The 21,643-nt window shown below is 51.2% G+C and carries 17 protein-coding genes and 1 tRNA gene; 12 read left to right on the top strand and 6 right to left on the bottom strand.

Going from position 1 to position 21,643, the window contains the following annotated elements:
• The first annotated feature begins 3 nt into the window (after positions 1 to 3).
• From murB to ACMAZB_RS08545, 6 genes are all read left to right on the top strand, one after another.
• A complete protein-coding gene (murB, locus tag ACMAZB_RS08570; protein ID WP_435216524.1) occupies positions 4 to 1,035 on the top strand; it encodes a UDP-N-acetylmuramate dehydrogenase in 1,032 nt (343 codons plus the stop codon).
• On the top strand, positions 1,032 to 2,858 hold the full coding sequence (gene uvrC, locus ACMAZB_RS08565; protein WP_435216523.1) for an excinuclease ABC subunit UvrC: 1,827 nt from the start codon (positions 1,032 to 1,034) through the stop codon (positions 2,856 to 2,858). The genes murB and uvrC overlap by 4 nt, the downstream gene beginning before the upstream one ends.
• Before the next feature lie 84 nt (positions 2,859 to 2,942).
• A complete protein-coding gene (gene pgsA, locus ACMAZB_RS08560; RefSeq protein ID WP_435216522.1) occupies positions 2,943 to 3,515 on the top strand; it encodes a CDP-diacylglycerol--glycerol-3-phosphate 3-phosphatidyltransferase in 573 nt (190 codons plus the stop codon).
• A gap of 214 nt (positions 3,516 to 3,729) precedes the next feature.
• Positions 3,730 to 3,803 (top strand) — tRNA-Cys (locus ACMAZB_RS08555).
• Positions 3,804 to 3,912: 109 nt separating this feature from the next.
• Positions 3,913 to 4,281 carry a nuclear transport factor 2 family protein gene (locus ACMAZB_RS08550; protein ID WP_435216520.1) on the top strand — a complete coding sequence of 123 codons (369 nt, stop codon included), beginning with the start codon at positions 3,913 to 3,915 and terminating at the stop codon, positions 4,279 to 4,281.
• Positions 4,282 to 4,461: 180 nt separating this feature from the next.
• Positions 4,462 to 6,630, top strand: coding sequence for a hypothetical protein (locus ACMAZB_RS08545; RefSeq protein ID WP_435216519.1), 2,169 nt, complete (start codon positions 4,462 to 4,464; stop codon positions 6,628 to 6,630).
• A gap of 514 nt (positions 6,631 to 7,144) precedes the next feature.
• On the opposite strand, the gene ACMAZB_RS08540 is transcribed toward ACMAZB_RS08545, so the two are convergent.
• A complete protein-coding gene (locus ACMAZB_RS08540; protein WP_435216517.1) occupies positions 7,145 to 7,963 on the bottom strand; it encodes a hypothetical protein in 819 nt (272 codons plus the stop codon).
• A 352-nt stretch (positions 7,964 to 8,315) separates the two neighbouring features.
• On the opposite strand from ACMAZB_RS08540, the gene ACMAZB_RS08535 reads away from it, so the two are divergent.
• The 4 genes from ACMAZB_RS08535 (at position 8,316) to ACMAZB_RS08520 (ending at position 13,324) form a co-directional block, all read left to right on the top strand.
• Positions 8,316 to 8,801 (top strand): hypothetical protein, encoded by a 486-nt coding sequence (locus ACMAZB_RS08535; RefSeq protein WP_435216516.1) that lies wholly within the window; start codon positions 8,316 to 8,318, stop codon positions 8,799 to 8,801.
• Positions 8,802 to 8,803: 2 nt separating this feature from the next.
• Positions 8,804 to 9,475, top strand: coding sequence for a hypothetical protein (locus ACMAZB_RS08530; RefSeq protein ID WP_435216514.1), 672 nt, complete (start codon positions 8,804 to 8,806; stop codon positions 9,473 to 9,475).
• 62 nt (positions 9,476 to 9,537) lie between these two features.
• Positions 9,538 to 10,773, top strand: a complete 1,236-nt coding sequence (locus ACMAZB_RS08525; RefSeq protein ID WP_435216513.1) for a cysteine desulfurase-like protein — start codon at positions 9,538 to 9,540, stop codon at positions 10,771 to 10,773.
• A gap of 94 nt (positions 10,774 to 10,867) precedes the next feature.
• The gene (locus ACMAZB_RS08520; protein ID WP_435216511.1) at positions 10,868 to 13,324 is read left to right on the top strand and encodes a GcvT family protein; all 2,457 of its coding nucleotides are present in this window, start codon (positions 10,868 to 10,870) and stop codon (positions 13,322 to 13,324) included.
• A 144-nt stretch (positions 13,325 to 13,468) separates the two neighbouring features.
• Here ACMAZB_RS08520 and ACMAZB_RS08515 read toward each other — a convergent pair whose 3' ends face one another.
• From ACMAZB_RS08515 to ACMAZB_RS08495, 5 genes are all read right to left on the bottom strand, one after another.
• A complete protein-coding gene (locus ACMAZB_RS08515) occupies positions 13,469 to 14,314 on the bottom strand; it encodes a sugar phosphate isomerase/epimerase family protein (protein WP_435216510.1) in 846 nt (281 codons plus the stop codon).
• Positions 14,315 to 14,317: 3 nt separating this feature from the next.
• A complete protein-coding gene (locus tag ACMAZB_RS08510; protein WP_435216509.1) occupies positions 14,318 to 15,340 on the bottom strand; it encodes a fatty acid desaturase family protein in 1,023 nt (340 codons plus the stop codon).
• A 333-nt stretch (positions 15,341 to 15,673) separates the two neighbouring features.
• Positions 15,674 to 17,560: a Na+/H+ antiporter NhaC family protein gene (locus ACMAZB_RS08505; protein WP_435216507.1), complete on the bottom strand. Its 1,887-nt coding sequence runs from the start codon at positions 17,558 to 17,560 to the stop codon at positions 15,674 to 15,676.
• 261 nt (positions 17,561 to 17,821) lie between these two features.
• Positions 17,822 to 18,460: an NAD-dependent epimerase/dehydratase family protein gene (locus ACMAZB_RS08500; protein ID WP_435216505.1), complete on the bottom strand. Its 639-nt coding sequence runs from the start codon at positions 18,458 to 18,460 to the stop codon at positions 17,822 to 17,824.
• 360 nt (positions 18,461 to 18,820) lie between these two features.
• Entirely contained in the window at positions 18,821 to 19,081 is a 261-nt protein-coding gene (locus ACMAZB_RS08495; protein ID WP_435216504.1) for a hypothetical protein, read from the bottom strand.
• A 337-nt stretch (positions 19,082 to 19,418) separates the two neighbouring features.
• Between ACMAZB_RS08495 and ACMAZB_RS08490 the strand changes: the two genes are divergently transcribed.
• Both ACMAZB_RS08490 and ACMAZB_RS08485 read left to right on the top strand, forming a co-directional pair.
• Positions 19,419 to 21,152 (top strand): pyridoxal phosphate-dependent decarboxylase family protein, encoded by a 1,734-nt coding sequence (locus ACMAZB_RS08490; protein ID WP_435216502.1) that lies wholly within the window; start codon positions 19,419 to 19,421, stop codon positions 21,150 to 21,152.
• A gap of 149 nt (positions 21,153 to 21,301) precedes the next feature.
• On the top strand, positions 21,302 to 21,643 hold the full coding sequence (locus ACMAZB_RS08485) for a hypothetical protein (RefSeq protein WP_435210951.1): 342 nt from the start codon (positions 21,302 to 21,304) through the stop codon (positions 21,641 to 21,643).

Below are 21,643 nucleotides of genomic sequence, written 5' to 3'. Positions count from 1 at the left end.
GCCATGGCAGTTGAGGCTTTGTTTTCTTTAAAGCGCTGCAATGCTTTACGCTTATCTGCAACTGCACAGTGGTTCGCGCGAGCCGAGTCCTTGGAATCTTTGCAAGCATTATTGCCCTGGGCGAGGGAGCGCAATTTGCCGGTGTCGCCTCTAGGGGAAGGCAGTAATGTTGTCCTTCAACCCCGGGTTGAGGGCTTGGTGTTGCAAATGGCACTCAAGGGGACCTTGCTCCAGCGGGATGACGGGGAGCAAGTTCGACTCCGTGTGGCCGCCGGTGAGAATTGGCATGACCTAGTAGCGTGGTGCTGCGAACAAGGGATTTATGGTCTTGAGAATCTTGCACTGATACCCGGTTCGGTAGGAGCTGCTCCGGTACAAAATATTGGGGCGTACGGTGTCGAGGTAGCGCAACGAATCGTCGGTGTCCAAGCCATAGATATTCAGACCGATGCACTTGTTTATTTAACTGCCGAAGACTGTCAGTTCAGCTATCGTTCGAGTGTATTTAAGCAGCCGAGAGGGCAGTCTTTAATTATTACAGCGGTCGATTTTCAGCTGCACAGGAACATGGCAGTCGTGGCTTCATACCCTACGTTGCAGGCTGCCCTGCACGGAGCAGAGCCCAGCCATGAGGATGTCTTTGATGCTGTCGTGAAAGTGCGCAGTCAGCGTTTGCCCGATCCAAAAAAAATTCCAAACGTGGGCAGCTTTTTTAAAAACCCGTTGGTGCCGACCGATGTGGCGAAACGTCTTGGTGCACGCTTCCCCGATTTGCCGCAGTACGACACAGACTCTGCATTAATCAAATTGTCAGCGGCATGGATGATTGACGATTTAGGTTGGCGAGGGAAAGAAGTCGATGGCGTGGCAGTGTCGGAGGCTCACAGTTTAGTTCTGGTGAATCGATCAGCGACTTCATCTGCAGCTGTACTGGGTTTGGCAGAGGCTATTCAGCAGTCGGTCGAGGAGAGATTTGGCGTTAAGCTGGTACTTGAGCCCGAGGTTTTAGGCGTCTCCGACGATAAATTGCAATGACCGATTTTGATGCTGAGAGCTACCTAAAAAACCTGACAACCCGACCTGGTGTTTACCAGATGTACGGGAAAGAGGGTGATCTCCTGTACGTGGGCAAGGCTAAAAACCTTAAAAATCGCGTCACCAGTTATTTTCGTGCGAGTGGACTAACTGCAAAAACGATGGCTCTCGTAAATCGCATCAGGGACATTCAAGTCACGGTGACCAGCACCGAGGTCGATGCTTTACTGCTCGAGCACAACCTGATCAAAGAGCATAGACCTCCTTATAACATTAGCCTAAAAGACGATAAGTCTTATCCTTATATCTACCTTAGTACCCACGACCGATGGCCAAGATTGGCGCTGCACAGGGGCCCAAAGCGGCGCAAGGGCGAATATTTTGGTCCTTACCCCAGTGCCGGTGCGGTTCGTTCGACGCTGCATTTGCTGCAGAAGGTTCTCAAGGTCAGGCAGTGCCAAGACAGCTATTTTCGCAACCGCTCCCGGCCCTGCCTGCAGTACCAGATTGGTCGCTGCAGTGGACCTTGCGTTGGGTTGGTCAGTGACGAGGACTACGCCGAGCAAGTTGAAAAGACTGACCTTTTTTTGACCGGAAAATCTCAGGAGCTCATGGGCAGACTTGCGGATGAGATGGAAAGCGCCTCAACAGATTTGCGCTTTGAGGAGGCAGCGGAGCGGCGTGACCAACTGATGCAACTGCAAAAAGTGCAAACTGTGCAGGGTATTGAAGGCGTACGCGGGAACCTCGATGTTTTAGCGGTGTCAGTCGCCAATGGTTCAGCATGCGTGCAGGTACTATTTATTCGTGAGGCACGAGTGTTGGGGAGTCGCACTTATTATCCGCCAATCCGCCTCGATGAGGACGCGAATGCCGTTTTGGAGGCGTTCATGCCGTTGTTTTATCTATCAGGCAAACAGGTTATTCCACATGAAATTATTGTGACAGACCTTCCCGAGGGTGCAGGGCCATTAGCGGAGGCTCTCAGCATTCGTGCGGGGCGCAAGGTGGAGATTCGTTCAAAGGTTCGTGAGGCGAGGGCGCGTTGGCTTGAAATGGCTCAGCAAACTTCTGATACGAATTTAACTGCGCACCTTAGCGGCAAACAAACCATGGCGGGTAGGCTTGAGAGCTTGAGGCGAGAGTTAGATCTTGATGCGCCACCGACGCGAATGGAATGTTTTGATATTAGCCATAGCTCTGGTGAAGCAACGGTGGCGAGCTGTGTTGTGTTTGATAACACAGGCCCCCGAAAAGCGGATTATCGAAAGTTTAACGTTGAAGGCATTCAGCCCGGTGATGACTATGCGGCTATGCAACAAGCATTGGAGCGACGCTACAAGCGACTCGCTGCTGGTGAGGGAAGTTTGCCGGATGTATTGTTTATCGATGGTGGTAAGGGGCAGGTCTCGCAGGCTATGAGTGTGCTTGGGCATTACGGTATTGAGAATGTTCGGGTTTTGGGGGTCGCTAAAGGAACCACTCGTAAAGCCGGTTTTGAAACCCTTGTCGATGGTGAAACGGGTAAAGAGTCGGTACTTCGTGGTGACAACCCTGCGCTTCACCTGATACAACAAATTCGCGATGAAGCGCACCGTTTTGCAATTACGGGGCATAGGGCACGACGTGCAAAGGCTCGCAAAACGTCGACTTTGGAGGGTATTCCGGGGGTAGGCGCCAAGCGGCGTCGCGAATTGCTGCGACATTTTGGCAGTGCATCGGGGGTGTCAGGAGCTCGTGTAGAAGAGTTGTGCAAAGTCGAGGGCATTAATTCCAGTCTTGCGCAAACAATTTATGACCACCTACATAGCATTAACGATTGAAGCCTTTTTGATCGAGGCCGGGTGTGCCACACTCGTACGGGTTCAAGCTTAAAAGCTTGTGACATAATCATTGAGGATTAGCCTTTGCCGCTAAATTTGCCCAACATACTGACGCTGCTGCGTATCGCAGCCATCCCCGTCTTGGTGCTTTTTGCGCATTTAGGGTCACCCTGGGGTAACTGGGGGGCAGCGGCTTTATTTGGTGCCGCCGCTCTCACGGATTTACTCGACGGCTGGTTAGCGAGGCGCTCTGGGCAGACCACGGTTTTTGGAGCTTTTTTAGATCCTGTGGCCGACAAACTCATTGTTGCTACGGCACTGGTTTTGCTGACGGCAAGGTTTGATGACGTTTTAATTACCCTTTGTGCGTGCGTGGTAATAGGGCGCGAAGTCGTGGTTAGCGCCTTGCGGGAATGGATGGCTAGACTGGGTAAAGAAGCCTCGATGGCGGTAAATCAGATTGCAAAAGTGAAGACGACCTTACAAATGATTGCAATCTCATTCCTATTGCTGCTGCTACCAGAACATGCAACCACCGGCTGGTTTATCTTGGGAAAGACGGTTCTGATCGTCGCTGTGTTGCTAACGTTGTGGTCTATGATGGTGTACCTCCGTTCATTTTTTGCAGTGATTCAAGAGAGTGAATCGCAGCAATAGTCACTGCAACGGTAGGAAGCTCAGTCAGCGTTTAGACGCTAATTAAGTAGCAGTATGTCTCGCGCATCGCGCTGTAGGTGCTCATGGACTTGCCACCATATACGTCCATCAATTGAGACATTTCAGACTAAACCGTTGCCGCTGCGTCACGGCATGCGTATACTTCGCGCCTGCTGCAGCGAGGCTGTAGCAATCTCTTGGAAAGTTTCCTCAAGGCTCGGTGGCAGAGTGGTAATGCAGCGGATTGCAAATCCGTCAACGCCGGTTCGATTCCGACCCGAGCCTCCAATTTATCTCCCAAGTTGCAAGCAGCTGTAAGAACAACAGCTGCTTTGTTTGTGGTGTAATCTGAAGTCGCTGTATGGCTTTTCCCGCATTAACTAGCGCAGGGGGTTCCATGTCGACCGATCATCAGGAAATAGAAAACGTTATTCAGGTGTACTTTGCCTGCATGTACGAATCTAGCAGCGATAAAGCCCATGCTGCTTTTCACCCCGATGCATGGATATCCGGCTACCTCCCAAATGGCTACCAACACATGACGGTATCGGAGTTCGGCGATTTTGTAGCGGCTCAGCAACCGTCGCCTAAATCAAAAGGGGAGCCGGCTAGGTTTGAAATAATTTCTTTGGAAGTCGCAGGACAAACGGCAGTGGCTCGCGTCCGTGATGCTTACCTTGGATTGGTGTTTTTGGACACGCTTTCTTTCATCAAGCTCGAAGGGCAGTGGCTAATTCTCAATAAACTGTTTCATGTTGAGGCTTAATTGCTAGGAATTTTGGGTGCAGAAATGCTTCTCATTGGTCATAACTAAGCATAATAAAATTGACCTTATCATCACCTATATAGCCAATAAGCCGTTTGGCAGGGTTGTTTTCCTAGAGCTTTCAGCCCTAAAAATCGCTAGGCTTTAAGCTATGAAAAACGATGAAATTGGGGGTTTGCTTTGACAGTTAAGACCAAAGCGCTGGGCATATTGACGTTGATGATTTTTGTTGCCTGGCCGATTAATGTGCTTCAGGCTGCCCCGAGCGTTTTTTTCTCAAGACTTTTGAGTTCTATAACGTCGATTCAAGCCGGGGAAGATCTGGGTCCACCCGAGGTGAGCTTTACAGCGTCTGGAGCCAATGTAAGTGTGGACGGGGTGTTAACGCTGACCTGGCAGAGTCGCTATGCCGCTAGCTGTATAGGCGAGGGCGCTTGGCAGGGCTCAAAGGCTTTGTCTGGATCCGAGCAGATTACTGAGAGTGAATTAGGTGCTAAGCGATATACATTGCGCTGTTCCGGTGACAAAGGCACGACAGAGTCTGCGATTGAGACCAATGTAATTGCGCAAGATATCGATGCTTACAGTGGCACAAAAGTTCCTTCATACATGCCTGCACCACCGACCGATTTTGAGCTTTTCGACAATAGTGATGGCTTAAGTATTACGGGTGGCCCTGAAGGTTTTTGGCACGAAAACACAGAATCCCCGGGGGCCGGTAAATTTATTTTTATTCGGGTTCATCAAGCAGCCCGACACGGGTTGGAATGGGGAGAGCAGTTTGGCTGGTTTGGCTCTTGGCTGAGCTCTTTTGGCGTAAATTCGATCGAAGGCGGGCTTTGGCAAAACCCCAAAACCGCTGGGCCTTATTATTACCCGACGTTGCACGTTGCCGGGGTTGGCGACGCCTACCACGCTTGCAGCGATGTTCAGATGGGCAGCGGTTTGTACGAGCGAATCGTTGGTGATCGTTGGCTTGCGATGCTGCAAATCTCGAATCGGGTGTTGACCGTTCCGGGAAGCAATATCGGGTTCGATATGGAGCAAGCGCCGTTCGATGATGACAACGGAATATGGACTGGCTGGGGATGGTCCTATCTCACCTTTAATCATCCTCAGGATTTCAAGTTTTGGATGAGCTTTGTAGAGACTCAAGATTATCAAGGCCCTATTAATGGCTACGTCCCGGAATATTTTAATTGGGTCGATCCGGAAAAAATATCGCAAGGGTCTTTTGGAGAGACCTTAGAGCACTATGGCGATAACTTCGGCAGCTTAGCTACCAAAGGAACCCAAGGAGACTATCTTAACGCTAATGAGTATTACGTCACGGGCACTCTAAAATTGACGGACGATTTGTTCTATGTGCCGTTACCGAAATTTCCCTTTGTTAAAGAGCGGGAATACATACTGGCGCATCCCCAAAGCATGTCTCAAACGTCTATGGATGACTATTCAGCGGCATTACGTGATGGTTCATTGGACAGTGCGCTGATTCCTACGGAGAATCGTGCTTTTAGTGGGATTTATCAAAGCACTCATCAGCGGTTAAAAATTATTGAAGATAAAGCGGGGGAAGAGTACCGATATATCGTGACGCCAGATTATCAGGTCGGGTTTGATGGGCATCTTGGGTACGTCGATTGGGATTTCAGTAACGCTGAGCAAAAAAACCTTAACGAGCAATCTAATGGCTATGGCTACGTTCGGCGGTTAGAGACAAAGTGGCAGGTAGAGGAGGGGATGTCACCTGATGACCCCTACAACCTTCATCCGCATCAGTACAATACTGAAATTGTTGCCGCTCCCGATGACGTTATTCGTGTGCCGCGCAAGGAGCACAGATTTTTCTCCTATAAAGAGCGAGACACATCCCATCCTGATTTTGAAAATTGGAAAATTGGCGATCGAGCGCGTTATCACACACTGTTGCAAAGTGGCGCCACTGCCACTTATGTTTGGTATAAGTTTGTCGAGCAGCCGGCGATGCTGACAGCAGTTCAAAATCACCCCGAAACATACACGCCCGAATATTTGGAGGGACTGCAGAGCCAGATCGAGTCACTTCATCAATTGATTAACACGCACTCAACACCGCAACCGACAGAACCCGTATTCATCAACTATCGCGGGGCCCCTATGCCGGATAATAAGGATCCACATCTTGCAAAAATAGACCCGGGGCAATTGGTTAAGCCACTCCCTGGCTATGAGGTGGGCTACGTGCCAGTGATCATTAGCGTCATGCATCCTGAAGCCGTCAGTAACAATGGCGTTGGACTGGAAAGCGCCCCCCACGTCGATTGTACGAATACGACTTGGACTGACACCTATTACCCAGATCTGTAGCGCATCAGGGGCACTTCATTGTTTGCGGTTTTAAATCCCCGCGCCTTTCTAGTGGCCCAGGCGTTCGTTTTCCCAAGGATCTGGCGCGTCGAGTAACCCTTAGAGTATTCGAGAATAAGGGCATTGGTTATCTCGCTTAGCGACTTTTCAAATTGTTTTCCAGATTGAGGTCTATTAGGTGATGATTTCCACAAGACTAATACTATCGATTGCTTTGTTTTATCCCTTCATATTCCTGCCCCTGTTAGGGCGCTATACCCTCTCTCGCTAGGATCCGCCTGATTTTGCTGGACTCGGTGAGTCGGTAGTTTTGGCCACAAAGTGTCCACACGGCGTGTCGAAACAGGGTCTAAGTAATATGCATTTTCCACTCAAATTGTGTGCTGACCTCAGAAAACATCTGACAGAGTATGGTTTTGACGCTACCTGTGGCTCTGACTGTTAAGACGCGATCTAGTGATCGTAGTAGGCATAAAAAACCCCACGCTGAGGTGGGGTTTTTTATCAATGGCTGTTAAGCACCTGCGGTGAAAATAATCCTCGTATCAAAGCTTGCTGGATCGGTACAGCTTGCGTCCACCTGCTCTTGACTCGAATGCTCAGAGGCACCGTAGGCCGAGTAAATGGCTTCGCGCTCATTGTCAGAGGCGAAGAAATTAGCCCACATGTAGTCAAAGTTATTTTCTGCTGCCGGTTCAAATAGTGGATTCATGATCGCCCACCAGTAACTGCCTGCACCCATTTCGGCCTCATAGGCATCTACGAAATCGCTGTGCATGCTTTCAAAAGCCATGCGTTGGGCTTCGCCCTGACCCTCTCGGTAAGAACAGAAAAGGTATTCCACAATACCCGTCCCACTGGTGTTCATTGTGGTGGCTGGACGTCCGGAGGTTGGGGCAAAGCCGTAAGCATTATCATCCGAGTAAGTGAAGGTTTCACTGGTAAGCTCGAGCCAGGCGGCTTCATGATTTTCGGCCCAATCGCTCCAGGCGTTGTCACGGGCTTCGACAGTTGGCCAAACCATGACCCAAAGAAAATCAAAGTTTTCATTGGCGACACGGGGCGTGTGGACCGCTGCTAATCGGAGATCCCAACCAGCTTCAGCCGCAACGTTGGCCCAGTATTCAGTATGTGACCACAGTGCGTCATCACTGAATCCCTCGGCTTTACTGTGCCACACAAATTCGACCATAGCTGGAGCTGACGAGGTCTCCTGAACAACTTCGACAACAACTTCTTCAACGGCTTCGACGGCTGTCGCTTCAGGCTCCGACGGCTTTCCTCCGCATGCGGTCATAATTAACGCAATCACTAATACAGTTATTTTTTTCATGATTCCCCCTAGGAAATAAAATGGCCATCAACAGGCACCTCCCCAAGATACGCAATTTTGGTCAGTACTCAACTTTTTCTAGGGACCACAGTCTATTTATGCGCCGACTGTGAGCTACTTCTCCAGATTAGCGCCCTTGTGCTTAAGCAATGAGGACAGTTGGCTCTGGCCTGGCATTTCATTGGTTAGCTTACAGACGCGGTTGCATCGTCGATAAACGCCGCGGTTTCATATGGGTAGCCGATCTGTTTAAGACCTTTTTTTAGGTAGAGCAGTGAAGTGATGGTTGTGACTGTAATAACGACTCGGGTATCTTGTCGCTCGAACATTTTTTAAGACGGGATGCCGCCACGTGTTTGTATCAAAGTTAGATTCGCGCCTTTTACTCGTTCTGCTCTCGTCAACGGTTATCGCTGTAAGTGCTGGGGTGCAGGCCGCCTCGAGTGGTAACCCGGGAGCCCATTTTTCCGCGTTAAATGATGTCATTCAACAACGTTCTAGCGTTAAGCGAGTAGATGCCGGCGCGGGAGATCTTTGCGGCGATTCCAATTGGATTTCTGGAGTTTATTCTCTCAAGCGGGATGGTTTGAGCCGTGATTTTCGAGTTTTTGTTCCGGAGTCCTATGATGCGACTGAAGCGGCGCCATTAATTGTCGCCTTTCATGGATGGGGTGGTGGGGACGGTGAGTTTCTCGACAAGGGAGTGGTCAGTGCTGAACTCGAAGCCCGAGGGTACGTCTTAGTTTCACCCGTTGGCCTGGGCCAGAGGAAACCGGCCGCTCGCCTGCCTCGTGGAGCTTTTCTGGATCAACGACCGGTCTCGATGGTGATGGTTTAAATATGGCGGTAAGCGGTGATACTGACGCGATCTGTGATGACGCCCGAACGGCTAACTACGGTTATGGTTCTTGTGCTGATGTGGCTCAAAACGGCTGCTCTTGGACGCAATGTACCGATAACGATATTGAATATGCGGTAGCGCTTGTGGAGGCTGCGGCGGAAAATTTGTGCATCGATTCAGATCGAGTGTTTGCTGTGGGTGGTTCAAACGGCGGTATGTTTACCTGGGATCTTGGCCGAACGGCGTTGAGCGCTCAGAAGTTCAGAGCGATTGCGCCACTTATTGGTCTGCCCCATCGAGGGTACCTAGATCCACCGGTTAAATCGGGAGGTATGCCAGCCTTGCTGATTACTGGAAAGCAGGACCGTACAGTGCCGCCAGGGGAATGGTCAGATCTCGGATTTACGACCACGACTGACGGCGACGTTTTTTACTACACGGGAGCTTCAGCAATTACCAAGGTTTGGGCGGAAGCCAGCAATTGTGACGTCTCTAAGCCCCCGGGATTGATTGATGTTGGCGTTGCCAATGTTGAGTGCCGAGCCTGGAGCGGGTGCGCAGGTGGCAGTATGTGGCCCCCTGTCCTAGATTGTCGCAGCGACATGGGGCATGTTTATGGCTTGAACTGGTCGTGGCCCTTGATTATGGATTTTTTTGATCAATACAAATAACGATTTGGATACGATGTTTTTTGCAGCGTTGCTAAGTCTTTCTGTTTTTAACGAGGAAAATAATGACATTCCCTATCGAGCAAGTACGAGCTAACTTCCCTTCGCTTTCGACGACCGATGATGGCCAGCGGCGAATTTATTTCGACAACGCAGCAGGCACCCAAGTGCCCCTGCATACCATCGATCGAATTACCGATTACTTCCAGCGCTATAACAGTAATACCGGCGTGTTCAATGCCACCTCTGTTGAAGTTGACGCAATGTTTGCTGAAACAACCGCAGCGCTGGCTGACTTTTTAGGAACTTCAGACCCCGGTGAGGTGATCATCGGAGCCAATATGACAACACTGACCTACCAGTTGTCGCGCAGCTTGGCACACCGATTTGTCCCCGGTGATGAAATTATCATTTCTCGCATGGAACACGAGGGCAACGTGACCCCTTGGTTGCAAATGGCAGAGGATAATGGCCTGACCGTTCGCTGGCTCGACTTTGATCGAGATACCTGGTGCGTTGAGCCCGAAGCGCTTATTCCTTTGCTTAACGAACGCACGAAACTTCTGGCGCTTAATTACGCGAGTAACATGACAGGAGGAGTCAACGACGTGAAGGCTCTGGCTCGTCTTGCCCATGAGTCTGGTGCACTGGTTTATGTTGATGCGGTGCAGTTCGCCTCTCACCGCCTTATTGATGTCAAAGATTTAGACGTCGATTTCTTAGCGTGCTCACCTTACAAGTATTTTGGGCCGCATTTAGGGGTCGTTTATGGTCGCCGTGACTTATTGGAGTCGCTTCATGCGTATAAATTGCGCTGTGCCAGTGAAGAGCTTCCCTATCGCTTTAGTGTTGGAACTCCCGCATTTGAGCTCATTGCGGGCTTGCTGGGGACGCTTGAATATTTTCAGTGGCTCGCTGGGCTCATGGGGGTGACGGGTAGTCGCCGGGAACTGTTTTCAGTGGCCTATAGTGCTATGGGGGAGTACGAGGATCACTTGTCCACACTGTTGCTGGAGGGTTTGCTGTCGATACCCGGCCTGCGGCTTCAAGGGTCAAAATCCGTGGCGCGTCGCGTCGCGACTTTTTCGTTTGTCCACGATCAACACGCCCCCAGCGACATTGCTAAAGCGCTATCTTCTCAAGGATTATATTGCCACTGGGGCGATAATTATGCAGTGGAGGTGGGCAAAGCCTTAGGGCTAGATCCGGTTGAGGGGGTTTTGCGCCTGGGCCTTGCGCATTACAACACCGAAGGCGAGGTATATGAGGCACTCGAAATCATAAGGCGTGTGCTTGCTTAGAGAAAATCCTAACGTTGCCTATATTGCTTCGAATATGTCATCGATGTCAGCCGCTCAAAGGGCGCCATGATTTCTGCTGCTACGGAAAATAGCCATGTCACAAAATTTACCCTCAAAGGCAAAAGTCGTGGTGGTCGGTGGCGGCGTTATCGGTTGTAGCGTTGCTTACCACCTTACTAAGCTGGGCTGGTCTGATGTACTGCTCCTCGAAAAGGCACAGCTGACTAGCGGTACAACGTGGCATGCGGCGGGTCTTATCGTGTCAGGACTTCTAAACGACGAAACCAGCGCCGATATTTTTACTTATAGCCGTAACCTCTACGCAACATTAGAGCAAGAGACCGGGCTCTCTACGGGCTTTAAATCGATAGGTTACCTGCAGGTTGCCTGTGACACCGAGCGGCTGGAAGAGATGCGCCGTAGTGCTGCGTTTATGCGTAATTTCGGCATTGACTGTAATGAGATCAGCCTAGAGGAGGCGCAGGGCCATTGGCCAAATGCGCGCTGGGATGACGTTATCGGCGCGTTTTACACGGCAGAAGACGGTCGTGCGAACCCAGTGGATGTGACCATGTCCTTGGCCAAGGGTTTTCGGCAGAGGGGCGGAAGCCTTATCGAAGGCGTTTGTGTGACCGACGTGCTGCATACTGAAGGCAAGGTTACCGCTGTTGTTACTGATCACGGTACCGTAGAAACCCAGTATGTCGTGAACTGTGCCGGCATGTGGGCACGGCAGTTTGGTAAATTGGCAGGGGTGAGTCTGCCCTTGCAGGCGGCAGAGCATTATTACCTCATCACTGAGAATATGCCGGCCATGACGCCAAAGACTCCGGTGCTGGAGGACCCCGATCGCTACGCTTACTTTCGTGAGGAGGTGGGCGGCATGATGATTGGTTTGTTTGAACCGCAGGCAGCGCCATGGAATTTAGAGGGTATTCCTGATGAATTTTCTTTTGGGGAGATAGAGCCCGATTGGGAGCGGATGATTCCGTTTTTGGAGCGCGCTTACGAGCGTGTACCCGATGCTAAAGATTTGGGTATTCGCAAGTTTTTTTGCGGTCCTGAAAGTTTCACCCCAGACCTTGCACCTCTAGTTGGTGAGGCTCCAGAGTTGGCCAATTATTTTGTCGCCTGCGGAATGAATTCTCTGGGGATACTCTCGGGTGGTGGCGTTGGCCGCATTTTGGCCCACTGGATAGTGAATGGACAACCCGATGTCGACGTCACGGGAATCAACGTCAACCGCTTTCATGATTGCCAGGCAAATCAACAGTATCTCGGTGACCGACTCGTTGAAGTGCTGGGTAAGATGTACGAACCCCATTATCCCAATTTGGGCATGACAACCGCGAGAGGCGTTAAGCGTTCCGTATTGCACGAGCGATTGCAGCAGTCTGGAGCGCATTTCATTGAGAGCTCTTCCTGGGAGATCGCGGATTGGTATGCCCCCAATGATCAAGCCGCAGAGGTTGAGCGCTATAGCTGGGGTCGCCAGAATTGGTTTTCTTATCATGAAGCTGAGCATCGCGCTTGCCGTGAAACTGTGGCTCTAATGGATATGTCCTTTATGGGCAAATTTCTCGTTCAGGGTCGCGATGCAGAGCGCGCTTTAAACCGGTTGTGCTGCAATGACATTGCCGTGCCTCCGGGGCGTATTGTGTATACCCAATGGGCTAATAGTGCAGGGGGAATTGAGGCTGATCTCACGGTAACCCGCCTGACAGCTGGTCGCTTTATGGTGATTTGCTCAGATACAGCTCACGGTCACGTTGGTATGTGGTTACAGCGAAACATTTCTGACGAACAGCACGTGTTTGTCACGGATGTGACCTCGTCGTATGCACAAATAAACATTCACGGTCCAAAGGCACGAGCCCTTCTTTCGGCAATGACGACAACCGATGTCAGTGACCAAGCTTTTCCGTATTTACACGCACATCAGATTGATATCGGGTACGCCCTTGTCTGGGCCATACGCGTCACTTATGTCGGTGAGCTGGGGTGGGAGCTTTACATACCGACTGAGCATGCGGTGCAAGTTTATGACCGAATTGTAGATGAGGGGCGTCATCACGGCCTGCGGCATGCGGGCTTGCAGGCGCTCAATAGCCTAAGGTTGGAAAAAGGCTATCGTGATTACGGTCATGATATCGATAACATGGACACTCCCTTGGAGGCCGGTTTGGGCTTTGCTGTAAAGCTTGATAAAGCCGACGGATTTATTGGGCGAGATGCCCTCGCAGAGCTGAAGTTGGCGGGCACGCCGACCCGGCGGCTGCTGCAATTTAAACTGAGAGACCCAGAGCCCTTACTGCATCATGCAGAAACGATCTATCGCAATGGTGAGGTGGCGGGTTATATGCGGGCCGGGGCTTATGGGTTTAGTCTTGGGGCCGCTGTCGGTTTGGGGTTTATTGAATCCGCCTCGCCGATAACACCCCAGCACGTTCTTGAGGACCGCTGGGAGATCGATATTGCGGGAACGTTGTATGCAGCAGATGCCTCTTTGCGTCCTCTGTTCGATCCCGGTATGACGCGTATTAAATGCTAAAGATGTCTGTGGGATAACAGCGAATCAAGCAGCTTGTAACCCCCTACGACACTGCCAAGGCTCCCTTGCGCCAGCAGTGCTAGGCAGAGGCGCTCGGTCACGAGTCGGTCACAGGTGCCCAGGGCTTGAGAGATGACTCGAGCGCTACTTCGAGGTGGCTTTTTGCCATAAGGATTGAACCCACTGCCTTATCAGCAAACCCTCAGACCATCGGTCAGACAGCTCGCGCTGGTGCTCGTTGGTAATGGCATAGGGTGGTGGGCCCAGCTCTACAAGAAATCGCATCGTGTCATTGGAGTCACTGCGTTCAGACCAAGCGCGGAAACCGTCTTCCCACCACTTTAAATATTGCGCGACCCAAGGGGCATGCTGCTCGAATTCGATCGCAATTTGAACTTGCTGGTTACTGGAGATTCTGCCCTGAAAAGAGTCTGAACGCTGGATAATGTCATCAAAATATTGCGCATCAACGGCGCTTAAAGGCAGTGATAACTCGCGGTCAACAACGAAATGCGATAGGTCAGCGCACAAACGCAAATGTGGGACTTTTTCGAGAACGTCCAGGGTATAGAACAAATCATTCAGTGTGCTGTTCCGGTGAGTCTCCATGAGCACTGGAAACGGGTATTGCTTTGCTAAGTCCAGCCACCCCTCGACAATGGGCACGGCAGCTTCGGGAGAGCGCGGCATGACCTGAGCTATTATATTGACCTGTGTGGCCTTGAGGGTAGCGGCCATGTCGAGAAGGGGTTCTAGGCTGTCTTCACTGTGGGGGAAGGCGTTAACCATGCATTTGAGCCCAAGGTCTTCAAAATACGGCGCTAGCGCCAAACTTTCGGGAATTTCGGCGACGTTGGGGTCGACACAGGCGCCGTGATAACCGGCATCTGCAATTGTCTTCAGGTGGGTGCTAGTTGGGAGCTCCGCTTGACCTGGAATCCGTTGCTCCATTGCCCAGAGTGATTGGTAAATTTCAAGCTGCTGAGGCACGGTTTAAAACGCCGTTAAAAAGGAGGCCGCATTGCCACCTGTTAGCTGCGCTGATTGGGCTGCTTTGAGGAAAGCGGGCCCGCTTACCGAACGAATGCCCGGCGCATCGTGAAAAATTCGGTAGGTGCGGTATCGGTGGTACATCACAAGCTGTGGCCAGAGCCGTATAACGGTTTGTGGATCCTCGCCAAACAACTCGCGATGGAGTGTGGGCAGCTCATACCAAGGCGCGGTGGGTTTAGCGTGGTGAGCGTTGTGATAGCCAAAGTTCAATATCAGCCAGTTCACGCATTCGTAGCGCCAGGACAAGATGGGGCTAAAGGTGTGCGCCTGCTCCCAAACGAGGTCACCCTTGTGCTCTGAAATGGGGCCGCCGAACAGGTTGGTGTTGTAGGGGTAGTCGTGTTCGAGTCCGTCCACAAACCGCAACACAATAATCATGATCATATAGGCAATCATGTAGCCTAAGAGCGCAAAGGGGTTGAGAGTGGCCACCGCGGCTAACAGCGCGCCACGGATACAAATGACCGTGACATTGCGCGACAGTTGGTTGCGCCGCTCTGGAATGATAAATGCGGTAAATACCATAATGCTGTGCATAAGAATGTCGTGAGCAGGAATATAGAACCATTCTAAAAAGGTGGTGAGCTTATAAACCCGGGGGTGTCGTCGAAAAAAATCTTCGTAATCGAACCACATCACATCGTCGTTTTCGACGTGGTGTCTTAGGTGCTTTGTTCGAATATCTTTGAAGGTGCCGTAACAGGACCCACAAATCCAACCTAAGATATTGGCCAGCTGTCCATTGTGTTTATTGGTGGTGAAAACCGTATTGTGGGCGCACTCATGAATGAAGTAAGCGGCGATAATCATGCCGTGGCCCAGCAGCAATACCCCGGGTAAAAACCCGATCCCGCCGCCCTCAAATAATAACCACCAGCCGGCGACATAAGCCGTTAACGCATAGAGTAGGGCGCCGGTATGCCAGCGCGCGCCCTTTGCAGATTTGAAGGTCCAAGTGTTCATAGTAATAACGGTGCCTACTTGTGCCATTACAGCTTTAAGGTCGGAGTATAAGAGCCCTTAATTATAAACAACATTATAATTTTGCGTGCCCTAGAGGAGCCTTTACGCAGGGTTCGTGGGACGGTCCATCGACCGGTGACCTGGATCAAACCTAGTGCCTTATGCCCATGGTCCTCCCACCAGGTTGTAGTATCGCCCTCAGCCCCGGTCTTTTGCCTCTGTTCGTACTTCGGTATTCGTGTGCGCGTGATGCCTGAGCGCCTTGAGACCTAAAATTTTAGTGCGGCTTAAGCGTTGGTCTCTGGGTAGATTTAACGCTCCAGAAAACCGCCACTAATCAGCGTGATAGTTTTCTACCTTTTCCCCTAAAACACGCAGGCTAATCGCAGTTACTCCCGCCGCAGCGAGCATTCCGACCCACCAGGGCACCCCAAAACTGGTAGGTACGGTGCCCACGAGCAAAGCCGCTCCGCCCGCTAGCAGCGCATAGGGTAGTTGAGTGCGCACGTGCTCGATATGATCGCACCCCGCTGACAGCGAGGACATTACGGTTGTGTCCGAAATGGGTGAGCAGTGGTCTCCCCAAACGGCTCCTGCTAGAACGCCAGACACTGATGAGTAGAGTAGGTAGTAATGCTCCGGATCAGCTTGTCCATTGGCGCTCATGACAGCCCAGGCTAGGGGCATCACAAGCGGCAGTAAAATACCCATTGCGCCCCAGCTGCTGCCTGTCGAAAACGCGGTAAAGGCGGCCAGCACAAAAACCGTGGCAGGCAGCATTGTGACGGGCAAATTATCCCCAAGGCTGGCAATTAAAAAGTCGGCAGTATGAAGCTCGCTGCTGATTTCTGACATGGACCAAGCGAGGACTAAAATGATCATTGCGACGAAAGTAAATCGAGCGCCAGAAATCCAGGCGTCGACAATTTCTTCAAGGGACAGTAGCCGCTGCACGCTGCTCATAACCACTGCGGTAAAAGCCGATAACAATGATGCCCACATCAGGGCTCTGTAGGAATCTGCGGTTCCCACGATATCGCTTACGGTATCGCCTTCACCGGTTATGTAGAGACCAGCGAGAATGCTGCCTGCCATAACAGCCACTGGCAGTAGGGCGTTAATGGCCCTCGGTGGTAAACCCGGTTTCATAGCCAAGGCGGCTTCGTCGTCTGCCCCCACCGTTGATTTGACGGGCGGCGCAGTAACCCCAGTTGATCGAGCGCGACGCTCAGCTTTTAACATAGGGCCAAATTCCCGCCCGGTGGTTATGATAAGCACGACCAAAAACATAGCCATAAACGGATAAAAGCTATAGAGGATAGAGTTTAAGAAAAGGCTATAGGCGCTCATGGTGAGACCGTCGATTTTTGCGATGGCGTCGCCGATAAGGCTAACCTGATACCCAATCCACGTGGTGACCAAAGCGATCGTTGCAATAGGTGCTGCGGTTGAGTCCACGATATAGGCGAGTTTTTCCCGAGATATCCGAAGACGATCGGTGATAGAGCGACTCGAGTTGCCGACAACTAGGGTGTTGGAGTAATCATCGAAGAAAATAACCAGTCCCAGCGACCAGACTGCTAGTTGGCCTCTTTTGGCACTGCTTGCGCCTTTAATGATTAATTCGACAATTCCACGCATCCCGCCATTGCGAGACACGATGCCCACCATGCCAGCGATCATGAAGGTAAAAAGCATAATGGTAACGTGGTCACGATTGACGACGGCATTGGCAACGTAAACTTCAAAACTAGTGAAGAGTCCAAGGAACAAGCCTTTAAGTGACATGCCTTGCAACGCCCAGGCCCCCAACCAAAGTCCCAGCATGAGGGCGGGCAGTACGCTGCGAATCAGAAGCGCTATTACTATTGCTAATACCGGGGGCAGCACGGAGATCCAAGCAGCAATGACGGGTACCACCGCGCTGGTTGTTTGCATGTCGCTACGCAGCGTAAGTTCTAAAACGTCGCCATCGCCAGACCGCACATTTCGGAAGGCCCAGCCGTCACCATCGGGCTGTGGGTAATAGGTATTGGCCTCAGTAGTGAGCACCGCAGTTTGAGCGTCGTCCCCTGTGACGGTGATGGTGTAGTCAATGCCTCGAAGAAATACCTGAGGAGCTTCAATTTCAGCGCCGCTGACATTGGCACCGAAGGTTAACCATAGACCTATTGTTAGACAAAGTTTGCGCATTATGGATTGCAGGGTGTTGCGCTGCATATTGAAACTCCAGTTAGGAGAGGAATAGATGGTGGACTCGCTGTCTCATTATGCCTTGTAGAGCGTCTGAATACTCAACTGGCGCGCCACTGTTTGAAAATTGCTTTCTCCAGCTGCTAGGGTTCTAGGAGTTGTGTACTGCGATAGTCTGATCCACAAAAAATCTCTGATGGCACGGTGCTGGCTTGGATGAGTTCTGTGTTTGCTACGACGCGGGCAGGCGTAACAACATGCGCCGTTAAACGATTTTGGCGCACTCGTCTAAAAGTTTTTATCGCCCAGATGCTGCAGTTCCGGACTTCGATGATAAAAGACGCCGGGAGATTTTTCGTGGCAGAGGGCTAGCAACGCTCGGGCGAGTTGCTCCGCTGAAATGCTGGCGTATCGATCCCAGGGCCCTCGGGTAAGTAGCGCTATTGCCGGCGCTAACCGCTGTAACAGATGCTCTACGGGTCGTCGAACTTCGCGTTCACCCAATAAGAGGCCGGGCTGTAAAATATCCAGTCGTGCGAACCCCAAGTTAGCCAGCTCGATTTCCACCGCACCTTTGATTCGTGCATAAAAAGCACTGGCGTTGGCATCGGCTCCGATTGCCGTGACGATCAGAAAATGCTCAGCCCCTGCTTGCTTTGCTGCATTGGCAAAGGCCAGCACGGCATCGAAATCAATGGCCTTAAAAGCTGTCTTGGAACCCGCATCAGCGATGGTCGTGCCCAGTGTGCACACGGCGATTTCTGCTGGAGGCAAAGCGGGTAGGGCGGCAAAATCAACAACCAACTCATTCGGAGCGCTACCGGTCACGCGGCGGCCCACCGTCGTTAGGCTAATGTTGTGCTCGTTGGCTTGTGTGGTGAAGGCCCGACCTACAAGGCCGGTACCCCCCGCTAAAAGTACATTCATGAAACAACAATCCTTTTTCAAGGCAATAGCTAAGTGCTCTCGAGCACGCCAGTGGGGCATGTGCCATATTGTACTCTACAGTCGTGCATAACCGTCGCGGGTACGCCGTTTTACGCTGCATAAATGCGGGTGTGGTGCGCTCGAGTCGCTGTTTGTTGACGAGCTTGAGGAAGCGGGATTCAAAGCCCGGTTGCTTAAATTTCATTAAAGTTAGAGGCGGTTGAAACGGCTGCGCAGCGCATCAGTGTGGCGCAAAGGCCCCTGCCGCGTTTGCTGATTCGGTCACGCGCGCTTGGAGTCTAGCGATATCATGCTCGGTTAAGCTGCGCCCAATAGCGCAGCCGATTCGAGTGTTTTTACTCAGTCGAGATTGTCATCAATGCAATCGATCAGTTTGTCGCTATCTAAGTCGTCAATAAAGTCGTCCACGGCGTTATCCGAGGGCATGCCTTTATTTTTTTTGATCATAGCCTCAGCGGCTTTCATTACGCTGGCATCAGCTTTGCAGGTTTTTAAAGCGGCCATCAGTTCGCCGGCTGCATCAGCGGCAGAAGCTGTGGAAGCCTGCAAAAGCACAGCCAATGCGAATGCGGTAGCGCGAGCTATAGTGGTTGATTTCATGAAAAAATCCTTTCGTTAGAGTTTATTAGATGCTCAAACGTACGCCTAAAAAGTTCAGTTTGAAAGCCTTTAATTTACGAAGGGTCGCGTTTTGATAGCCTGGCGCGGACATCGTTTTTACTGTCTGAGCGCTGGCATCTAACTGCTAATCATGAGCTATGGTTTCGCAGGCTGCGCTATAAGACACTGAGGTTGAAGTCGACCAGTCTTGCGATGATTCTCTCGCTGGAGTCAACATATTAGACAACGGTAAATGCACTTTTATTGCGCATCCTACCGAGCATTCATAAGTGGTATTGTTTAGTCTCTAACATCAAGAAATAAGGCATGGATTGCCATGACGGCTGGCAGCAAATCGACACTCTTTATAGGGCCCAAAGGTGAGCAAGGTCAGGTTTTTTCATCGCTCTGGGATCACTTATTGTCGGTGACGATGCAACGCAGATCGCAACGGTTTGCCGCTGATTCCGAATGGCACCCGTTATCCACCACTACTCATCATGGCGATCAGGCGACGGTTTTATCCGCCTTAGAGGAGTTGCTGGATTTATTACGGGAGGAAATTCCGACGTTTAGCCCGCGATACTTAGGGCACATGGTGTCAGACGTATCAATCCCGGCTCTTTTGGGCCATATGGCGATGCTGTTTGAAAACGCTAATCTTGCGTCAAGAGAGGCTGCGGTCGTCGGTTCTGCCCTTGAGACTGAAGCCATAAATCTGCTGGCAAACATGGTGGGGCTCGATCCAAAACCGGCGAGAGGTCATTTTACTTCCGGGGGAACCCTAGCGAACTTTGAGGCCGTATGGCGCGCGCGCTACCGGCTAGATCACTGGTTAGCTTTAGGCGTTTGGCTAAAAGTTAATGGGCACAGCGATGCTCCGCTGTTTGATTGGGCGCATTGTGGTTGGTCTGTCTACCACGAGCAGATGAAATGTCATGGCCTCTCTGAGCCTGACCTCTTGCCTTTCAGCAGTGTCGTTATGGGCGCTCTTGCAATGTCTCGATTCGCGCGGGAACACTTTGAAGAAGAATGGCCAGAGCCGGTGTTGTTGGTGCCGGGCAACAAGCATTATTCCTGGCCCAAGGCGGCCAACATTTTTGGTTTAGGTCGTGAGGCTGTTTGGTCTTGTGATCTTGATGAAAAAGGCAGGCTCTCTCCCCTGGCGCTGAAGGCGCAGATTGATCGAGCAGAAAAAGCAGGGCGTCCAGTCATGATGGTAGTTTCGGTTGCAGGAACAACTGAGCTCGGCATGATTGATCCGGTGGATAAAGTGGCTGATCTGCTTGAGGATCTTTGTGAACATCGTGGCCTTCATATTTGGCATCACATTGACGCCGCTTATGGCGGATATTTTTGCAGCCTTTTAAAAGGAGAGGGGAGTTCACTATCGGCCGAGAGTGAGGCGGCCTTGCAGGCTTTTCCTAGGGCTAGTTCTTTGACCTTAGATCCCCATAAGCTGGGATTTGTGCCCTATGCCTGTGGCGCCTTTTTAGTCCCCGACCCCAATGCGTACCTTGTTTCCAATATTCACGCGCCCTACCTTGAAGAGATTGCTGACGCAAAGTTTCCCAGTTGGTCTACGACCTTAGAAGGCTCAAGAGCAGCCACAGGGCCCAGTGCGGTATGGCTGAGCGCAAAGATCATGCCGCTGAATAATCAGGGGCATGGTCGGTTTTTGAATAAAAGTTTATCGATCACTCGCATGCTTTACGAAGCGATTTCCAAAGTTTCCTCTGACATCCGCATGCTGGACTCGAGCGACACAAATGTTATGTGTTTTGCGATTGCCGCAGAAGGAGACGCTGTTAGCGAGGCCAATCGGAAAACGGAAGCTGTGATTGCGCACTTTCGTGCAAGTACAGAATTGTCGGCAACCCGCACCGGCTTGACCGTCGAAAACTACGGGCAGTTAGTCGCTGGTACCGTTGCCCGCTGGGGTGGATCACTCGATACCGATTACCTCACGGTGGTGCGAATGGTGGTGATGAATCCCTACTTAGAGGATGAGTCGATCGTTCAAAATATTCAGGCTCAACTCGAAGACTCTTTGCGGAGCGCTTTGGCATAAAAAACCCATTCCTATGAGAAGGGTTTGAGCGTTGGGTTTTCGCGTCGCTGCAGGGTGTTGTAATATTTCAGAGACGAGAATTACCCTTGGTATTGTTGTTGCTGCGATACGTGATTGCGTAGCATGACGTAGACAACTTGGAGATAGCGATGAACAACGTTGAATCTTTTTCTGATGAGGCAGAAGCCTTCGCGCAAATCGAAGCGAAAAACTGGCATGCGGTGACACTCGACATACCTGCAGAGTCTAATGATTTTCACTGGCACGATTTTGATGCCGTTGTTTATGTTACCAAGGGTGAGCTGATGCTGACTGTTGAAGGTATGGAAGGGCCTATTAGCTGTGTGCGTGGCACGAAAATTAATGCCACTGCAGGTGTCGTGCATCGTGAAGAGAGCTCGGGCTATTCGGCCATCATTGGGTTCGAACAAGCTCCAGAAGCATTGACCCAACCCATAAATAAAGCGCCGCCCGCAGCGGTGGGGCAGTAG

Source organism: Luminiphilus sp. nBUS_07 (assembly GCF_051201685.1).
In the GTDB taxonomy this organism is placed as follows: Bacteria; Pseudomonadota; Gammaproteobacteria; order Pseudomonadales; family Halieaceae; genus Luminiphilus.
The sequence above is the reverse complement of the archived record's forward strand: the minus strand, read 5'-3'. Positions and strand labels throughout refer to the sequence as shown.

Bases quoted from the DNA above. Each gene is read 5' to 3' on its own strand.
- murB (WP_435216524.1), top strand. From the start codon at position 4: ATGGCAGTTGAGGCTTTGTTTTCTTTAAAGCGCTGCAATGCTTTACGC.
- uvrC (WP_435216523.1), top strand. From the start codon at position 1,032: ATGACCGATTTTGATGCTGAGAGCTACCTAAAAAACCTGACAACCCGA.
- ACMAZB_RS08550 (WP_435216520.1), top strand. From the start codon at position 3,913: ATGTCGACCGATCATCAGGAAATAGAAAACGTTATTCAGGTGTACTTT.
- ACMAZB_RS08540 (WP_435216517.1), bottom strand. From the start codon at position 7,963: ATGAAAAAAATAACTGTATTAGTGATTGCGTTAATTATGACCGCATGC.
- ACMAZB_RS08530 (WP_435216514.1), top strand. From the start codon at position 8,804: ATGGCGGTAAGCGGTGATACTGACGCGATCTGTGATGACGCCCGAACG.
- ACMAZB_RS08525 (WP_435216513.1), top strand. From the start codon at position 9,538: ATGACATTCCCTATCGAGCAAGTACGAGCTAACTTCCCTTCGCTTTCG.
- ACMAZB_RS08520 (WP_435216511.1), top strand. From the start codon at position 10,868: ATGTCACAAAATTTACCCTCAAAGGCAAAAGTCGTGGTGGTCGGTGGC.
- ACMAZB_RS08510 (WP_435216509.1), bottom strand. From the start codon at position 15,340: ATGAACACTTGGACCTTCAAATCTGCAAAGGGCGCGCGCTGGCATACC.
- ACMAZB_RS08505 (WP_435216507.1), bottom strand. From the start codon at position 17,560: ATGCAGCGCAACACCCTGCAATCCATAATGCGCAAACTTTGTCTAACA.
- ACMAZB_RS08500 (WP_435216505.1), bottom strand. From the start codon at position 18,460: ATGAATGTACTTTTAGCGGGGGGTACCGGCCTTGTAGGTCGGGCCTTC.
- ACMAZB_RS08495 (WP_435216504.1), bottom strand. From the start codon at position 19,081: ATGAAATCAACCACTATAGCTCGCGCTACCGCATTCGCATTGGCTGTG.
- ACMAZB_RS08490 (WP_435216502.1), top strand. From the start codon at position 19,419: ATGACGGCTGGCAGCAAATCGACACTCTTTATAGGGCCCAAAGGTGAG.
- ACMAZB_RS08485 (WP_435210951.1), top strand. From the start codon at position 21,302: ATGAACAACGTTGAATCTTTTTCTGATGAGGCAGAAGCCTTCGCGCAA.